Below are 17,884 nucleotides of genomic sequence, written 5' to 3' on the forward strand. Positions count from 1 at the left end.
CCGGACGTTCGACGCCCCCGCAGCGCGATACCGAGCGCGTGCGTGCGCGCGTCGCTCCGCCCCCGTGTCGCATCGATCGACGCGCGGGAACCGCGCGCAGGCGCTAAAATCCGCCGCCTGAGCATCCACGACGAGCAAGCGTTTTGACGGCGTTCGAGCAGGGCTTCATCCTCACCCGCCACTGGCGGGACACCGCGACCGGCATCGAGATCGAGTTCTGGCTGGCAACCGAACACGGTCCGCGCCGCGTGCGGCTGCGTCCGCAGGAAGCCGTCGCGTTCGTGCCGGCCGAGCAGCAGCCGCTCGCCGAACGCGCGCTGGCCGGCGAACGCGATACCGAACTGCGCCCGCTTGCGCTGCGCGATTTCCGCCAGCGCACCGTAGCCGGGCTCTACTGCCGGCGCTACCGCCATCTTTCCGCGCTGCAGAAACGCCTTGCCACGGCCGGCGTCGACGTCTACGAAGCCGACGTGCAGCCGCCCGACCGCTACACGATGGAGCGCTTCATCACCGCGCCCGTGCTGTTTCGCGGCACGGCCGGCCGCGACGGCACGCTGACCGACGGCGAACTGAAACCGGCGACCGGCTATCGCCCGGCGCTGCGCTGCGTGTCGCTCGACATCGAGACCAGCGTCCACGGCGAGTTGTATTCGATCGCGCTCGAAGGCTGCGGGCAGCGGCAGGTCTACATGCTCGGCCCGCCGAACGGCGACGCGCCGGCCGTCGACTTCCGCCTCGACTACTGCGACAGCCGGGCCGAGATGGTCGCTCGGCTCAACGACTGGTTTGCCGCGCACGATCCCGATGCGGTGATCGGCTGGAACCTCGTGCAGTTCGACCTGCGCATCCTGCACGCGCACGCGGAACAATACGGCGTGCCGCTGAAGCTCGGCCGCGGCGGCAGCGTGCTCGACTGGCGCGCGCACGGCCAGCAGCCCGACCACTTCTTCGCGGGCGCGGCCGGCCGCCTGATCCTCGACGGCATCGACATGCTGAAATCGGCGACGTGGACGTTCCCGTCGTTCAGCCTCGAATACGTGTCGCAGTCGCTGCTCGGCGAAGGCAAATCGATCGACAATCCGTACCAGCGGATGGACGAGATCCAGCGCCGCTTCGATCACGACAAGCCGGCGCTCGCGCGCTACAACCTGAAGGACTGCGAGCTCGTCACGCGCATCTTCGACAAGGCCGACCTGCTGTCCTTCGCGCTCGAACGCGCGACCGTCACGGGCCTCGCGGCCGATCGCACCGGCGGCTCGGTCGCCGCGTTCACGCACCTGTACCTGCCGCGCATGCACCGGCTCGGCTACGTCGCGCCGAACCTCGGCGACGTGACGGGACAGAACAGCCCCGGCGGCTTCGTGATGGACTCGCGGCCCGGCCTGTACGACTCGGTGCTCGTGTTCGACTACAAGAGCCTCTATCCGTCGATCATCCGCACCTTCCTGATCGACCCGGCCGGGCTGATCGAAGGGCTCGCGCATCCGGGCGACGACACGTCGGTGCCCGGCTTCCTCGGCGCGCGCTTCTCGCGTACCGCGCATTGCCTGCCCGACATCGTGCGGCGCGTGTCGGAAGGTCGCGACGAAGCGAAACGCCAGCGCAACGCGCCGCTGTCGCAGGCGCTGAAGATCATCATGAATTCGTTTTACGGCGTGCTCGGCTCGACCGGCTGCCGGTTCTTCGATCCGCGCCTCGCGTCGTCGATCACGATGCGCGGCCACGAGATCATGCATCGCACGCGCGAACTGATCGAAGCACAAGGCTACGAAGTCATCTACGGCGATACCGATTCGACGTTCGTCTGGCTCGGGCGTGAGCACGACGACGAGCAAGCCGCCGCCAAGGGCCGCGCGCTCGTCGAGCACGTGAACCGCTGGTGGCAGGCGCACCTGCGCGATCGCTTCGGGCTGGAAAGCGCACTCGAACTGCAGTACGAGCGCCATTACCGGCGCTTCCTGATGCCGACCATTCGCGGTGCGGAGGAAGGCAGCAAGAAGCGCTACGCGGGTCTCGCACGGGCGGCGGACGGCGGCGAAGACCTCGTGTTCAAGGGGCTCGAAACGGTGCGCACGGACTGGACGCCGCTCGCGCAGGCGTTCCAGCGCGAACTCTACCGGCGCGTGTTCAAGCGCGAGCCGTACCAGGACTTCATTCGCGATTACGTGCGCCGCACGCTCGCCGGCGAATACGACGCGCAACTGATCTATCGCAAGCGCGTGCGCCGGCCGTTGAGCGAATATCAACGCAACGTGCCGCCGCACGTGCGCGCCGCGCGGATCGCCGACGAATTCAACCACGCGCGCGGCCGGCCGCTGCAGTACCAGCGTGGCGGCTGGATCAGCTACGTGATGACGACGGCCGGCCCGGAGCCGCTCGAGACGATGCGCTCGCCGATCGACTACGCGTTCTACGTGAGCCGCCAGCTGCAGCCGGTCGCCGATGCGATCCTGCCGTTTCTGCGGGACGATTTCGAACGCGTGATTTCGGGGCAGGGGCAATTGTTCGGCGACTGACGGAGCGGCGACACCGCGTTCGCCCATCCGGTCACACGGTTGCACACGCAACCGCTTCGCGCCCCGTTCTCTTCAGACCACCCACCCGCACCGATCGGCATTCAGGCGGGCCTGCACGTCGAGCGATAAGTAAAACCGATCGACCCGGTCGGAAATCCGACTTGGACGGCGCGCGCGCCGCAGCGCACAATTTCGTCCATCGCAATCGAACGAAACCCTGATCCTTCGTCCCCGAGTTTTCGTGGCATCCGCCGTCACCGATGTGTGTCGCCATGCGCTTGAACAACAAGGAAAAGGCGTGCACGCCGTGCTTGAAATGCCTGCAACAAACCTCCTTTCCGTGCGGCCTCCTGGTCCCGCACACCCCGCCTCCCTCCGCCGCGGCGCATGCCGCAAACCGGCGCTGCACGACATGACGTGCGGCACGCCGCCTCCGACGCCGTAGCGCAGCCGCAGCAACACACTCCGCCTGTCTCGCCCAAGGAAACCGACGTGTCGAAAGCCACCGTCGCGCCGCTACGGTTGCGCGATCCATTCTCCATCGATCCGAGAAAGCTCCTTTTCTCGATCAGCACTTTTATCGCCGCCGCGCTCGTGCTGCTGATCTCGTTTGCCGTCAGCTTTCCGCGTCCGTGGTGGGCGCTGCTGACGGTCTACGTGACCGCGCAGCCGATGGCCGGCGCATTCCGGCCCAAGACGATCTATCGGCTCGCAGGCATCGCCGCGGGCGCGGTCGTCTCGGTGGTGGTCGCTCCCAACCTGCAGAATTCGCCGGTGCTGCTGGTGCTGTGCCTCGCGCTGTGGATCGGCCTCTGTATCTATCTCGCAGTGCTCGACCGCACGCCGCGTGCGTTCCTGTTCCAGATGGCCGCGTTCAGTTCGGCCGTGATCTGCTTCCCGTATCTCGACGATCCGACCAACATCTTCATCACCGCGGTGTCACGCGTCGAGGAAATGACGGTGGCGATCCTGTGCGTGACGATCACACACATGCTGCTGAAGCCCGCGAACAGCCGGCCCGTGATTCACGAGCGCGCGCTGTCGTTTCTCGGCGATGCGTGCCGCTGGACAGCCGAGGCATTCGGCACGCATCACACGCGGCTCGAACACGAGCATCGCCGCAAGCTCGCGGCCGACGTCACCGAACTCGGGATGATCGCGACGACGCTGCCGTTCGACCAGCGCTTCGCGCTCGCGACGCGCGACACAGTCACCGCGCTGCAGCACCGTCTCGCCGCGCTGCTGTCGATCGCGTCGGCCGCCGCGAACCGGCTCGACCAGCTGCGCTCGCTGAACGCAGTCGATGCGGAAACCACCGCGCTGGTCGACGCAGTCATCGACGACCTGCACGCGTCGCAGGAAGTCGGCGAAGCGCTCGACGTCGGGCTCGCCGCGCGTTGCCGCGCGCTGGCGGCCGAGCGCCTGCCCGATCCGACCTGGACGTCGCTGCTTGCCGCGAACCTGTTCGACCGCACCGCCGATTTCATCGACACGCTGCACGCGGCGCGTGGGCTGGTGCGCACCTTCGCGGAAAGCGACGCCGAGCTCGCGCGCCACCTGCCGCCCGTCGACGGCGCGCGCCGCTTCAAGCTCGCGCGCGATCACGGTCTTGCGCTACTCGCCGGCGCCGCGACGACCACCGCGATCATCATCTACTGCGCGGTGTGGATCCTGCTCGCCTGGCCGAACGGCTCGGCGACCGCCGCATTCGCCGCGCTCGTCACCTGCTCGTTCGCGGCGCAGGACGATCCCGCGCCCGTGATCGGCCGCTACCTCGTAGCGACGCTCGTCACCTTCCCGCTCGCCGCGCTGTACCTGTTCGTGATCCTGCCGCGTGTCGACGGCGCCGGGATGCTGATCCTGACGCTCGCACCGGCCTTCATCTGGATGGGCTACATCCAGGCCGATCCCGCGCGCACCGCACGCGCACTCCCGATGTTCTCCTGCTTCATCGTCGCCATGGGCTTTCTCGATCGTTTCCAGGCCGACTTCGCGCTGTTCCTCAACACGGGGCTCGCACAGGTCGGCGGCATCGTCACGACGCTCGTCGTGACCAGACTGTTCCGCTCGGCCAGCACGCGCTGGACGGCCTACCGGATCGTGCGCCAGAACTGGGCCGATCTCGCGCAGATGGCCGATCCGCACCGGCCGCTCGATGCGCCCGCATGGACCGCGCGCGCGGTCGACCGGCTCGGCCAGGTGGCCGCGCGCATGGCATTCGCGAATCCGGACGATGCGCTGCATGCAGTCGACGGCCTGAGCGACCTGCGCATCGGCCGCAACATCATCCAGGTGCGCGAGAGGCTCGACAAGGGCGACGCGCACACGCGCGACGCAATCGAGGCCGCGCTCGAGGAGGTGTCGAACCTGTATCGCGCCCGCGCCGACGCGCACCACCCGATTCCGGCCACGGCGCCGCTGATGCGCGCGCTCACTCGCGCGATCGGCGCGGCCGCGCGCAATTCCACCGGCCGCGACGATGCCACGCTGCTCGCGCTGGTCGGCATGCGCTGCAACCTGTTCCCGCATGTGCAACTCGTCGAAGGAACGACGCGATGATCGAAGAGATCCATATTTTCGGCATCTACATGCCGTCCGCGCTCGCATGGGCCGTCGTGGCGCTGGCCGTCACGTTCCTTTTGCGCGGCGTGCTGCTGCGCCTGCCGCTGCGCGTGCTGCTGTGGCAACCCGCGCTGCTCGAACTGGCGGCCTTCTTCGTGCTGTGGTGGGGCATCGCCCGTCTCGCCGACGCCTATTTCCCGTATCGCCTGCTCTCCTGATCATGAAACGAATCATCCCCTTGCTGCGTACGGTGCTGACGGCCGCCATCATCCTCGGCATCCTCGGCGCGATCTACGGACTGTGGGTCCGCTACCAGATCGAGCCGCTCACGCGCGATGGCAAGGTCCGCGCCGACGTGGTGCCGATCGCGCCCGACGTCAGCGGCCTCGTCACCGACGTGCGCGTCCACGACAACCAGAAGGTGACGAAGGGCCAGGTGCTGCTCGTGATCGACCCGTCGCGCTATCGGATCGCGCTCGAGCAGGCCGACGCGAACATCGCGAGCGAGCAGGCCGAACTCGACGAAGCGATTCGCGAGGACCGCCGCAACCGCGCGATGCCGGACGTGGTCGCCGAGGAATCGACCCAGCAGGGCACGACGCGCGTCGAGAAGCTGCGCGCCGCGCTCGCACAGGCCCGCTCCGCGCGCAACCTCGCCGCGCTGAACCTCGAGCGCACGCTCGTGCGCGCGCCGATCGACGGCACGGTGACCAACGTCGGGCTGCTGCCCGGCGTCTACCTGAACGCCGGCAAGGGCGCGATGGCGCTGGTGAACGACACGTCGCTGCGCGTCGAGGGCTATTTCGAGGAAACCAAGCTGCCGGCGATTCATGTCGGCGATCCGGCCAGCATCTACCTGATGGGCGTCGCGAGCGAGATTCGCGGCCATGTGCAGAGCATCGCCGGCGGCGTCGAGGACCGCGAGCGTGCGGGCGGCGACGCGCAGCTCGCGAACGTGAACCCCGCGTTCACGTGGGTGCGGCTCGCGCAGCGCATCCCGGTGCGGGTCGTGATCGATTCGGCGCCGCCCGGCGTGCGGCTCGTACCGGGGCAGACCGCGTCGGTCGAGATCCATGCGCGCGCCGGCGACGTCACGGTGCCCAGGAGCCTGCCATGGTGAGCCTGCGCAGGACCGCCATCGCCGTGCTGTGCATCGCGCTCGCCGCCTGTGCGGAGGTGGGTCCCGACTACCGCGTGCCGTCGAATGCGCTCGTGAACGCACCGGCCGCCAACGGCGCTTTCGTTGCGGGCGCATCGGTCGCGTCGACCGATCCGCTGCCCGATCACTGGTGGCGCCTCTACAACGATCCGGTGCTCGACGGTCTCGTCGCAAAGGCGCTGGCCAGCAACGTCGACCTGCGCGCCGCGCAGGCGAACCTCGAACGCAGTCATGCGCTGCTGGCGGCGACGCGTACGGCGCGCGAGCCGAGCATTGGCGTCGACGCGTCGACCAACTACACGCAGCAGTCCGCGGCCGCGGTGCTGTCGCATGTCGAGCCGCCGCGGCACGAGATCTACAACATCGGGCTCACGATGAGCTACGACCTCGACCTGTTCGGCGGGATCCGGCGCGGGATCGAGGCGGCGTCCGCCGACAACGAGGCCGTCACCGCGGCGCGCGACCTCGTGCGCGTGAACGTCGCCGCGGAGGTCACGCGCGCGTATTCGGACCTGTGCAATGCCGGCAACCAGATCGACGTACTGCAGCGCGCAATCACGATTCAGCAGCAGCGGCTCGCGCTCACCCGCCAGCTGATCGCGAACGGCCGCACGCCGACGTTCGAGCAGCGGCGCGACCAAGGCGGCATCGACAGCAGCCGCGCGCAGCTCGCGCCGCTGCAAGCGCGCCGGCTCAACGCGGCATTCCGACTCGCGACGCTGACCGGGCAGCCGCCGGAAAACTACGATCGCGCGCTGCTCGCGTGCCGCACGCCGCTCGCGCTGTCGACGCCGATTCCAAGCGGCGACGGGCGCGCGCTGCTGAAGCGCCGCCCTGACGTGCGCGCGGCCGAGCGCCGGCTCGCCGCGTCGACGGCGCGCATCGGCGTCGAAACCGCAGCGCTGTATCCGGACATCAAACTCGGCGCGAGCATCGGCTCGACCGGCGGCGCCGCCGCGTTCTTCACGCCGCTGACGAACCGCTTCGCGGTCGGCCCGATGGTGACGTGGGACCTGCATCGCAGCGCGATCCGCGACCGCATCGAAGCCGCCCGGGCCGACAGCCGCGCGAGCCTCGCTCACTTCGACTCGACGGTGCTCACCGCGCTGCGCGAAACCGAGACGTCGCTCGACACCTATGCGGGTGCGCTCGACCGGCTGCAGCGCCTCGAGGCGTCGCGCGACGCCGCACGCGACGTGATGGACCGGACCGCGGAACTGCGGCGCGGCGGCCGGGTCGGCGGGCTCGCGGCGCTCGACGCCGAGCGCACATGGGTCGCCGCAGAAACGGCCGTCGCGGCCGCGCGTCAGGATGTGAACAACGATCAGATCGCGACGTTCCTGGCACTGGGAGGCGGCTGGCAATGAGCACGCCCGACGACATCGCGATCGAACCCGCGGCGCCCGCCGATGCGGGCCCGCACGCCGGTGCCGCCGCCAGCCTGCTGCGCGACGACGCAGCAGGCGCGCCGATCGCGGCCGGCGCGCCCGGCCCCGGCATCGTGGTGCGCGAGCGCACCGCGCCGCGCCATGCACGACCCCGAACCGCCACGCCGCAACCGGCGCATAATGGCGCGATGCCCGACCCACGCGACCAGCGACTCATTCCGCGGAAGATGAAGTTCACCCAACGCAGCCCCCTGCTTCGCAACATCAGCTATCTGCTGGCGATCGACGAGCACCGCAATTTCACGCGGGCCGCCGAAGCGCTCAGCGTGTCGCAATCCGCTCTGTCGCAGAAGGTTCGCCAGCTCGAGGACGAGCTCGGCGCGCAACTGTTCGACCGCAGCGGCCGCATGGTCCAGCTCACCGATTTCGGCAGCGTCTACCTCGACTATGCGCGCCGCGCGTACAACGACCTGCTCACCGCGCAACGCGCGTTGCACGACGTGCACGACCTGTCGCGCGGGCAACTGCGGGTCGGCTTCACGCCGACCTTCACCGAATACCTCGTCGCGCCCGTGATCGAGCAGTTTCACGAACGCTATCCGGGCATCGTCGTCGAGATCACCGAGATGTCGCTCGATGCGGTGGAGACCGCGCTCGGCGACGACCAGGTCGACCTCGCGTTCGGCTTCGTCGACGTGCGCTCCGACGAAATCGAGGCCGAGGCGCTGTTTCCCGAGCAACTGATGCTGGTGGTCGGCCGCACGCATCCGCTGACTGCGCAGCATGAGCCCGTCACGCCGACCCAGCTTGCCGAGACGCCGCTCGCGCTGCTGACGACGAGCTTCGTGTCGCGCTTCTATGTCGACAGCTATTTCCAGACGTACGCCATGCAGCCCGACGTCGCGTTGCAAGCGAATTCGATCAGCGCGGTGCTGAAGATCGTGAGCCGCGGCAAGATCGCGACGATCCTGCCCGGCACGATCGAGTTCGAGCATCGCGACCTGCAGTACGTGCCGCTCGATCCGCCGTTTCCCGTGCGCACGGTCGCGCTGCTGCGCCGCAAGGGCGCCTATCGGACCGTCGCGGCGACGGCGTTCGCGGAGATGGTGCGCGAGATGCTCGAACACGGCAGCCTGTCGTCGCTGCGCACGCTCACGGTGCGCGATCAGCCGTGACACCTGCGCCGCCGCCCGACCGGCGGCGCGCGTCGCACAACCCGTCGTGTCGAGCCAATGCCGCATCCGCGCGACGGATGCGGCGCTTGTGCGTTTAGCCGCGCACATGTCGCACATTTCATTTCGGATTCCATAATCAACCGGTTATCGCATGCGCGCTTGATTGACCGGTTAACGATCGATTTGCCTTATCGACCGGATCGGAAATACGCCTTGGACACGATCAGGGTTTTCCTTCATCCTTTCGTCATCGATTCCAGGTGAATCGGTCGCGCCGAATCCCGGCGTCGAGGGCCCCGGTGCCCATGTCGCACGATCCTTCCGCAGCACGCCGACCAGACTCGACAAGAAGAATCCGACACGCCCCCCGGCCATCGACAAGACGACTCGACCACGCCGAGATACCGAATCGAACTGGTAAAAATCCACATTCATCTGATCGGAATCCTAAATGTCAAAGTCGATCCTTGCCCCTGTCGCAGTCGCCCTCATCGCGTTCTCCAGCGTCACCGCAACCGCAAGCGCATACGCACAACAACAGCCGGCAGTGCCCGCCGTCCAGCAGCAATCGCACGCCGCCGATCAGGCCGGCACCACGCAACTCGCCGCACGCTCGAACGACGACAGCGGCGTGCGCGCCGCCGCGCCGAAGCTCGTCGTGCCGCTTCGCCAAACGCCGGCCCTCACCCCGACCGCGCCGGCCACCCCGGACGCCGACTGCGTCGGCCCGGTGAGCTTCTGCAACGTCTACTTCGGCAGCTGATAGCGCCGTCTCCAACACCCCTGCTACAGGAACCGTCGTGAACCATCTGTTCAGTGCGATGCGGGTCTTTCTCAAGGTTGCAGACACGCATCATTTCTCCCATGCCGCCAACCAGCTGAATCTATCGCCGTCGCTGGTCACACGCTACGTCGGCGATCTCGAATCGCACCTGGGCGTGAAGCTGCTGCAACGCTCGACGCGCAAGACGGTGCTGACCGAAGTCGGCGTCCGCTATGCGGACGGGTGCCGCGCGCTGCTGATGGATCTCGCCGAGATCGAATCGCGCGCGACGCAGGAGTCGAGCCGGATCTGCGGCGACCTGAACGTCGTCGTGCTGCACAGCCTGATGTCGACGGAACTGGCCGGGCTGTTCGCCGACTACCAGTCGCGCCATCCGGACGTGTCGCTGCACATCACGCTGAGCGAATCGGAAGTCGACCTGCTCGGCGGCGGGTTCGATGCCGGCATCGTCGCCGACACGATGATCACGTCGGTGTCCGTCGTCTCGCGCACGCTGGTGCATGCGCCGCTCGTCGCGGTCGCATCGCCCGGCTACCTGCTCGAAGCGGCGCCGCCGCGGCGGCCGGCCGACCTCGACGGCCACCGGATCGTCGGCTTGGCGGCAGGGGCGAAAACCTACCGGTGGGCCGGCCCGAGCGGCACGCTCGACGCGATCCCGCTCGATGCGCCGGTCACGGTGAACAGCGCACTGATGCAGCGTCAGCTCGCGCTGGCCGGCAGCGGCATCGCGCTGCTGCCCGAATACGCGGTCGCGAACGACCTGCGCATCGGCACGCTGACGCGCGTGCTCGGCGACTACCGGATCGTGAACGACGGCGTGGCCGTGTCGCTCGTGTACCCGGGCCGCGAATTCCTGCCCGGCAAGGTGCGCGCGTTCGTCGATCTCGCCGCCGACCGGTTCAGGCTGCCGTCGATCACCCAACCGCGCGCGGTCGGCGCGGTCAGCGCGATCAACCCGCGGGTCGCCGTCGCGGCGGCTGCCGATGCGTGAAGCGCGTCGTCGTGCACCGCCACTCTCACTGATTCTGGAACACAGCTCGCCAGGATTCGCCGTATATCCGCTCGATCCGGGTTCCTAAACTTGTCGCATCGGTTCAGCGCATCGCATTCGCGCCCAACCCCAACGAAACCGTCTGAGGAAATCGTGAAATCCATCATCGTTACCATCGCCACCGTCGCCGCTACCGCCACCGCTCTCCTCGCCGCACCGACCGTGTCGTACGCGCAGGCGTCGCACTCGACCCTCACGCGTGCGCAGGTTCGCCAGGAACTGCTCGACCTCGAATCGGTCGGCTACAACCCGTCGACCGGCGACGGCGACAACTATCCGGACGATATCGTCGCCGCACAGGAACGCTTGGCCGCGAAGCGGCTCGCCGAACACAAGAGCAGCGAAGCCGCATACGGCTCGACCGGCGCGCCGGGCACGTTCTCGGGCGCGCCCGCGGCTGCGGCAGTGAAGCAGTAACACGCCGCCGCTCGGCGCGGCGAGGACGGCTTCCCGAGCCGGACTCTCGCCGCCCGACACTGCGATGCCGTCGGTGGCCAGCACGACGGCCTCCTGTCCCCGCCCCGCTCCGCGCCTCCCCGCCCGTCCTGGCGCCGCCCGCGCGCCCCCGCCCAACCGGCCACCGCAACCGTCTGATCTTTCCTCCCGCCATCCGCGCGTAGCCGTCACGGGCTCCGCGTCGCACCGCCTTTATCCGTCCGCCTTCCGGCACCGCCGCCCGCTCCCCCGGGGAAAACCCGACCGTGTCACAGCACAAGTTCTCGTTGACACATCGATTTTTGCCCACCTAAGATGCACACAACGCTGCACACAATAAAACACACACCGATGTGTGGAGACAACAGCAGACACGCGGGTTTACCCATCTCTAGTGAGGTCACCATGAATCGACTGTCCCGTTTCACCCGTCAAATCGCCGCGTGCACCGTGGCGGCGGCAGCGCTGGTCGCGGCCGCCCCGGCGCATGCCGCCGGGCCCGACGCCTGGGCCGCCGTGAAGAAGGCCGGGGTGCTGCGCTGCGGCGCCGCGGTCGCGCCGCCGTACGTGATGCGCGACCCGAAGACGGGCACCTACAGCGGTTTCTTCTCGGATCTGTGCCGCGATTTCGGACAGAACGTGCTGAAGGTGAAGGTCGAATTCGTCGACACGAGCTGGGACAACATCGTGGCCGGCCTGCAATCGGACAAATGGGACCTGTCGCTCGCGCTGAACGACACGCCCGAGCGTGAAAAGGCCGTCGCGTTCTCCGCGCCGGCGACCGATTACAACGTTTCGTTCGTTTACAACAAGAACAACCCGAAGATCGCGAAGACCCTTCGCTCGATCGCCGACGTCGACAAGCCGAACGTCACGATCGCGGTGATGTCCGGCACGTCGCAGGACAAGGCGATTTCGGCCGAGCTGAAACAGGCTCGGATCATGCGGCTGCCGGGCAACGACGAGACGCGCCTGTCGCTGATCTCGAAGCGCGCCGACCTGCTCGCCGACGCGAACATCACCAACATGCTGCTGACGGAAGCGCACCCGGACTGGGCCGCCAGCTTCAACCCGACGCCGCCGCTCGCGCAGCAGGAAGTGGCGTTCGGCCTGCGCAAGGACACGCCGAAGGCCGACCTCGACGTCCTCAACGACTACCTGTCGCAACAGATCAAGTCCGGCGCGGTGAACCGCCTGATCAAGACTTCCGTGCAGGCGATGCTCGTGCCCGGCAAGTAAGCGCCGGCCTCACAGGCGCGCCCGGCGGCGCGCCGACGGGCTTCGATGTTCCGATTCGCACTTTGCGCGCCGAGGTCGGGCGCGCCTGGAGAGACATTCATGTTGTCGCCTCAAACGACGGCCGTCAGGTCGGCCATGCATCCCCTTTCGACGACGCGCTTCGCCGCGTCCGCGCCGGACGGCGATTTCGTGCGGCTGCGCGACGTCCACAAGTCGTACAGCCCGAGCCTCGTCGTCATGGACGGCATGAGCCTCGACATGCGCGCCGACGACCGGCTCGTGATCATCGGCCCGAGCGGTAGCGGCAAGAGTTCACTGCTGCGCGTGATGATGGGCCTGGAAGGCATCCAGCGCGGCGAGATCGCGTTCCAGGGCGCGTCGTACATCCGCGGCGGCGACGCGCGCGGCGGCTGGCGCATCGACGCGAAACTGCAGAAGCAGGTCGGCATGGTGTTCCAGCACTACACGCTGTTTCCGCACCTGTCGGTGCTCGGCAACCTGATTCTCGCGCCCGTGCGGGTCGGCGGGCTGTCGAAGGCGGCAGCGACCGAGCGTGCGCGCACGTATCTCGCGCGCCTCGGCCTCGAAAGCAAGCTGCATGCGTATCCGACCCAGTTGTCCGGCGGCCAGAAGCAGCGCGTGGCGATCGCCCGCGCGCTGATGCTCGAACCGAAGCTGATGCTGTTCGACGAAGTGACGTCCGCGCTCGATCCGGAAATGGTCGTCGAAGTCCAGAACGTGATGCTGCAGCTCGCCGAGCAGAAGATGGCGATGATCATCGTCACGCACGACATGCATTTCGCGCGGGACATCGCGACGCGCGTCGTCTTCTGCGCGAACGGCAAGATCGTCGAGGAAGGCGCGCCGGACCAGATATTCAAGTGTCCGAAGGAAGCCCGCACGCGCGAATTCCTCGAGAAAGTGCTACATCTCGACTGAGGCCGAAGCCATGAACTACCAATTCGATTTCAGCTTCCTAGCCGGCAGCCTCGGCGCACTGCTCGACGGCCTGAAGGTCACCGTCGTGCTGGCCGTGGCCGCGAACGCGATGGGCCTCGTGCTCGGCTTCGTGCTGTGCCTGCTCGCGATGAGCCGCTGGACGATCGTGCGCTGGCCCGCCCAGCTCTTCATCGAGTTCTTCCGCTGCACGCCCGCGCTGCTGCAGATCATCTGGTTCTTCTACTGCATCCCGATGATGGTCGACGTGTTCATCGACCCGGTCGCGATGGGCGTGCTCGCGCTCGGCCTGAACCTGACCGCGTTCAATGCGGAGGCGTATCGCGCCGGCGTGCAGGCGGTACCGAAGGAGCATCTCGACGCCGCGGTGGCGCTCGGCCTGCGGCCGTGGCAACGCACGATCTTCGTCGTGCTGCCGCAGGCGCTGCGCAGCGCGATGCCCGTGCTGCTGACCAACGGCATCGGCAGCCTGCAGCAAAGCGCACTGGTGGCAATCGTCGCGGTGGCCGACCTGATGTATGTCGCGAAGAACATCGCGACCGAAGCCTACCGGCCGCTCGAAACCTACTCGGCGGTCGCGCTCGTGTATTTCACGCTGTCGCTGCCGATTGCCAAACTCGTCCACGTCATCGAGCGTCGTCAGGACGTCGCCGTCCAGCGCTGAGGAGCCCGTCGTGAATCTCGATTTTGCCGTCGTCTGGCCGTACTGGCTCGTGCTCGCGAAAGGCCTCGGGCTGACGCTTGCATTCACCGTGACCTGCGCGCTGATCGGCAGCCTGCTCGGCTTCGTGCTGAGCCTGCTGCGGATGTCGCCGTCGCGCTGGATGCGCGGGCCGGTCACCGCGTTCGTCGAATTCTTCCGCGGCACGCCGCTGCTGATCCAGCTGTTCTGGGTGTTCTTCTGCTTCCCGGTCGTGCTGCGGCTGCCGATCCCGCCGTACCTGTCGGTGCTGATCTCGCTGACGCTGTACATGGCCGCGATCACGAGCGAGACGTTTCGCGGTTCGCTGAAGTCGATCGCCGGCGAGCAGCATGACGCGTGCATCGCGCTCAGCCTGTCGCCGCACGTGAAGATCATCTACGTGATCTTTCCGCAGGCGTTGCTGCGAGCGATTCCGCCGCTGCTGTCGAACGTCGTGAGCCTGTTCAAGGAAAGCGCGCTCATTTCGTCGGTGGGAATCGCCGACCTGATGTTCGTCGGCCAGAACGTGTCGAACAGCACCGCGCGGCCCGTCGAGTTCCTGACGACCGTTGCCGTCATCTATTTCCTCGTCGCCTTTCCGCTGACCCGCCTGGTCGGCGTAGTGGAGTCCAGGATGCTCAGGCGCTATGCCTATTAACTCGCAACGCTCTCACCCGAGCCGGAGAAATCTCATGCAACTGAAAGGCATTCTGCCCGCCCTCGTCACGCCGTTCGATGCCGCGGGCGCGGTCGACCACGATACGCTCGCGTCGATCCTCGAATACCAGCTCGCCGCAGGCGTCAGCGGCTTCGTGCCGCTGGGTTCGACCGGCGAGTACTACGCGCTCACGAACGACGAGCGCCGCGCGGTGATGAAGACCGTGCGCGAAGTGGTCGGCAACCGCGGCACGCTGATCGCCGGCGCGAACGGCTCGTCGACGCGAGAGGTGATCGAGCAGGTCCGCCAGGCGCGCGATGCCGGCTACACGAACATCCTGATCGCGCCGCCGTACTACGCGCTGCCGTCGCAGGACGAACTGATCGGGCACTACGACGCGATTCTCGCCGCGGTGACCGACGTGAACGTGATCCTGTACAACTACCCGGTGCGCACCAACGTCGAGGTCGGCTTCGGCGTGCTCGACGCGTTCAAGGATCATCCGCGCGTAATCGGCATCAAGGAAAGCAGCGGCAACCTGCTGCGCGCGATCGAGATCGGCGGCAAGTACCGCGACCACTACCAGCTGTCGTGCGGCTCGGACGACCAGGCGCTCGACTTTTTCCTGTGGGGCGCGACGAGCTGGATCTGCGGGCCCGCGAACTGCTTCGCGAAGCAGGTCGTGAGCTTCTACGACAAGTTCTCGGCGGGCGACATCGCCGGCGCGCAGAACGTGATGCGCTCGCTGTTCCCGGTGATGGCGAGCATGGAGTCGGGCAAGTTCATCCAGAAGGTGAAGTACGGCTGCGATCTGGCGGGCTTCAAGGTCGGCAACGCGCGCATGCCGCTGCAGCCGCTGACCGAACAGGAGAAGGCGGAGTTCCGCGCGATCTTCGAGGCATCGCAAGCGTAACCCGTACCCGCACCGGCGCCGCGTGGCGCCGGTGCGCCGACCGAGGAACCTCAACATGACGATTCACAGCTTTACCTGTATCGAAGGCCATACCGAGGGCATGCCGGTGCGCATGGTGATCGACGGCGCGCCGGCATTGCACGGTCCGACGATGAGCGCGCGCCGCGAAGACTTCGTCGCGCATCACGACTGGGTGCGCCGCACGTTGATGCTGGAGCCGCGCGGCCATGCGCACATGTCAGGCACGATCCTCTATCCGCCGGTCAGCGACGAGGCCGATTTCAGCCTGCTGTTCATCGAGACGTCGGGCTGCCTGCCGATGTGCGGCCATGCGACGATCGGCTCGATCGCGTTCGCAATCGAGGAGCGGCTCGTCGTGCCGAAGCGACCGGGCACGGTGACAGTCGACGTGCCGGCCGGGCAGATCGTCGCGCGCTACGAGATGGACGGTGCACGCGTGACGTCGGTGCGCTTCACCAACGTGCCGAGCTTCCTGCTCGCGCGCGACGTCGAGATCGAGATTCCTGCGCTCGGCAGTCTGACGGTCGATATCGCGTACGGCGGCAACTTCTATCCGATCGTTGAGGTTCAGCCGAACTTCCCGGGCTGCGAGCACTTCACGCCGGATCAGCTGCTGGCCTGGGGTCGTGACGTGCAATGCGCGGTCAACGCGACACTCGACGTCGTGCATCCCGACCATCCGGCGATTCGCGGCGTGCGACATTGCATGTGGACGGGCAAGCCGATTGCCGACGATGCGCACGGGCGTGCGGTGGTGATCGCCGGCGACAGTCTCGTAGACCGTTCGCCATGCGGCACCGGCAGCTCCGCACGTGTGGCGCAGCGTTTTGCTCGGGGCTGGCTGCAGGCTGGCGATGCGTATTGCCACGAGAGCTTGATCGGCAGCCGCTTCATCGGCCGCGTGGAATCGGTCGTGCGCCTCGATAGCGGGCTCGACGCGGTGCGGCCGAGCATCGAAGGACGCGCGTGGGTCACCGGGCGCGCGCTGTATCGCGTCGATGCGTCCCAACCGTATGCGCACGGCTTCAGCCTGCAGGAGTTCGTGAATTGAACGCGATTCCGCGACAACCTGCGCATGCGGCAACCGGCACCGCACGCGAGGCAACGGCCGTCGTCATCGGCGGCGGGATCGTCGGCGTGTGCTGCGCGCTCTATCTTCAGCGCGACGGCCATGCCGTCACGCTGATCGATCCGGCCGCCCCCGGCGACAGCACCGCGAAATGGAGCTGCGGGCAGATGGCGGTCAGCGAGGTCATTCCGCTGTCGAAGCCCGGCATCCTGATGAAGGTGCCGCGCTGGCTGATGGACCAGAAGGGGCCGCTCGCGCTGCGCCCCGGCGCGCTGCCGGGCATCCTGCCGTGGTTCTTCCGGTTCGTCGCGTCAGCCCGTCACGCGAAGATCGTGTCGATCGCGCAGGCGATGGCGACGCTGACTCACGACGTCTATCCCGACTACGCGCCGCTGCTCGATGCATGTGGCGATCACGCGCTGCTGGGCCAGCGCCCGGTGCTCGAAGTGTTCGACGACCCGGCCGGCATCACGCACGAACAGCCGCATCTCGAGCTGCGCCAGTCGCTCGGTTTCGCATCGCAGCGACTGAGCGCCGCCGAGATCGGCGATCTCGAACCGGTGCTCGCCGGCCGGTTCCGGCACGCGCTGCTGTTTCCCGACTGGCGCGCGGTCAACGATACCGAAGGCTTCATCGCGGCGCTGACGGCCAGCTTCGAGGCGCAAGGCGGACGCCGCATCCGCGCGAACGCCGCGCGCATCGACGAGGGGTCGGGACGCGCGACCGGCGTGACGCTCGCCAATGGCGAGCGCATCGCGGCCGATCATGTGGTCGTCGCGGCCGGCACCGGTTCGCGACAGTTCTTCGGCCAGCTCGGCGTGCGCGTGCCGCTCGAAGGCATCGCCGGCTACCAGGCGCTCGTGACCGACCCGGGCGTCGAGTTCCGCCACTCCGTCATCTACGCGGACGGCGGCTTCTGCTTCAGCCCGATGACGCGCGGGCTGCAGATCGGCGGGACCATCGAGTTCGCCGGCCGCGATGCGGCGCCGAACTTCCGGCGCGCGGACATCATTCTGGACAAGGCCCGACGCATCCTGCCCGAGCTGCAGACCGCGCGCGTCGAGTACGGCGTCGGCTATCGGCCGTTCCTGCCCGACACGAAACCGGTGATCGACCGCTCGAAGCGGCTGCCGAACGTGGTCATGGCATTCGGCCACGGCCAGCTCGGCCTCACGCTCGGCGCGACCACCGGCCGGCTGGTCGGCGACCTCGTCGCCGGCCGCCCGACGCGGCAGGACCTGGCGCCGTTCAGCGCTTATCGCTTCGCCTGACATT

16 protein-coding genes are annotated in these 17,884 nt (G+C 67.6%); all 16 read left to right on the forward strand.

Features of this window, described 5'->3' with window-relative positions:
* The first annotated feature begins 143 nt into the window (after positions 1 to 143).
* The 16 genes from PI86_RS12865 (at position 144) to PI86_RS12940 (ending at position 17,880) form a co-directional block, all read left to right on the forward strand.
* Positions 144 to 2,516 carry a DNA polymerase II gene (locus tag PI86_RS12865; RefSeq protein WP_039322898.1) on the forward strand — a complete coding sequence of 791 codons (2,373 nt, stop codon included), beginning with the start codon at positions 144 to 146 and terminating at the stop codon, positions 2,514 to 2,516.
* A 492-nt stretch (positions 2,517 to 3,008) separates the two neighbouring features.
* Positions 3,009 to 5,075 carry an FUSC family protein gene (locus PI86_RS12870; protein WP_039322901.1) on the forward strand — a complete coding sequence of 689 codons (2,067 nt, stop codon included), beginning with the start codon at positions 3,009 to 3,011 and terminating at the stop codon, positions 5,073 to 5,075.
* Positions 5,072 to 5,296: a DUF1656 domain-containing protein gene (locus PI86_RS12875; protein ID WP_039322904.1), complete on the forward strand. Its 225-nt coding sequence runs from the start codon at positions 5,072 to 5,074 to the stop codon at positions 5,294 to 5,296. Before PI86_RS12870 ends, PI86_RS12875 begins: the two co-directional genes overlap by 4 nt.
* Positions 5,297 to 5,298: 2 nt before the next feature.
* Complete coding sequence (locus PI86_RS12880) at positions 5,299 to 6,198, forward strand: efflux RND transporter periplasmic adaptor subunit (RefSeq protein WP_039322907.1); 900 nt, start codon at positions 5,299 to 5,301, stop codon at positions 6,196 to 6,198.
* Entirely contained in the window at positions 6,192 to 7,604 is a 1,413-nt protein-coding gene (locus tag PI86_RS12885; protein ID WP_052319444.1) for an efflux transporter outer membrane subunit, read from the forward strand. Before PI86_RS12880 ends, PI86_RS12885 begins: the two co-directional genes overlap by 7 nt.
* 248 nt (positions 7,605 to 7,852) lie before the next feature.
* Entirely contained in the window at positions 7,853 to 8,800 is a 948-nt protein-coding gene (gene cynR, locus PI86_RS12890; RefSeq protein WP_039323046.1) for a transcriptional regulator CynR, read from the forward strand.
* 451 nt (positions 8,801 to 9,251) lie between these two features.
* A complete protein-coding gene (locus tag PI86_RS12895; protein ID WP_039322910.1) occupies positions 9,252 to 9,563 on the forward strand; it encodes a hypothetical protein in 312 nt (103 codons plus the stop codon).
* 37 nt (positions 9,564 to 9,600) lie between these two features.
* Positions 9,601 to 10,575, forward strand: a complete 975-nt coding sequence (locus tag PI86_RS12900; RefSeq protein ID WP_039322913.1) for a LysR family transcriptional regulator — start codon at positions 9,601 to 9,603, stop codon at positions 10,573 to 10,575.
* 153 nt (positions 10,576 to 10,728) lie between these two features.
* On the forward strand, positions 10,729 to 11,052 hold the full coding sequence (locus PI86_RS12905) for a DUF4148 domain-containing protein (protein WP_039322916.1): 324 nt from the start codon (positions 10,729 to 10,731) through the stop codon (positions 11,050 to 11,052).
* Positions 11,053 to 11,475: 423 nt separating this feature from the next.
* Positions 11,476 to 12,309, forward strand: a complete 834-nt coding sequence (locus PI86_RS12910) for a substrate-binding periplasmic protein (RefSeq protein ID WP_039322919.1) — start codon at positions 11,476 to 11,478, stop codon at positions 12,307 to 12,309.
* Between the two features lie 99 nt (positions 12,310 to 12,408).
* Positions 12,409 to 13,248, forward strand: a complete 840-nt coding sequence (locus PI86_RS12915) for an amino acid ABC transporter ATP-binding protein (protein ID WP_039322922.1) — start codon at positions 12,409 to 12,411, stop codon at positions 13,246 to 13,248.
* A 10-nt stretch (positions 13,249 to 13,258) separates the two neighbouring features.
* On the forward strand, positions 13,259 to 13,930 hold the full coding sequence (locus tag PI86_RS12920; protein ID WP_039322924.1) for an amino acid ABC transporter permease: 672 nt from the start codon (positions 13,259 to 13,261) through the stop codon (positions 13,928 to 13,930).
* Positions 13,931 to 13,940: 10 nt separating this feature from the next.
* Positions 13,941 to 14,606 carry an amino acid ABC transporter permease gene (locus PI86_RS12925; protein ID WP_039322927.1) on the forward strand — a complete coding sequence of 222 codons (666 nt, stop codon included), beginning with the start codon at positions 13,941 to 13,943 and terminating at the stop codon, positions 14,604 to 14,606.
* Between the two features lie 34 nt (positions 14,607 to 14,640).
* Entirely contained in the window at positions 14,641 to 15,519 is an 879-nt protein-coding gene (locus tag PI86_RS12930) for a dihydrodipicolinate synthase family protein (RefSeq protein WP_039322931.1), read from the forward strand.
* 55 nt (positions 15,520 to 15,574) lie between these two features.
* On the forward strand, positions 15,575 to 16,591 hold the full coding sequence (locus tag PI86_RS12935; RefSeq protein ID WP_039322934.1) for a 4-hydroxyproline epimerase: 1,017 nt from the start codon (positions 15,575 to 15,577) through the stop codon (positions 16,589 to 16,591).
* Positions 16,588 to 17,880 (forward strand): NAD(P)/FAD-dependent oxidoreductase, encoded by a 1,293-nt coding sequence (locus PI86_RS12940; RefSeq protein ID WP_039322936.1) that lies wholly within the window; start codon positions 16,588 to 16,590, stop codon positions 17,878 to 17,880. Before PI86_RS12935 ends, PI86_RS12940 begins: the two co-directional genes overlap by 4 nt.
* The last annotated feature ends 4 nt before the right edge of the window (positions 17,881 to 17,884 follow it).

The organism is Burkholderia sp. A9 (assembly GCF_000801975.1).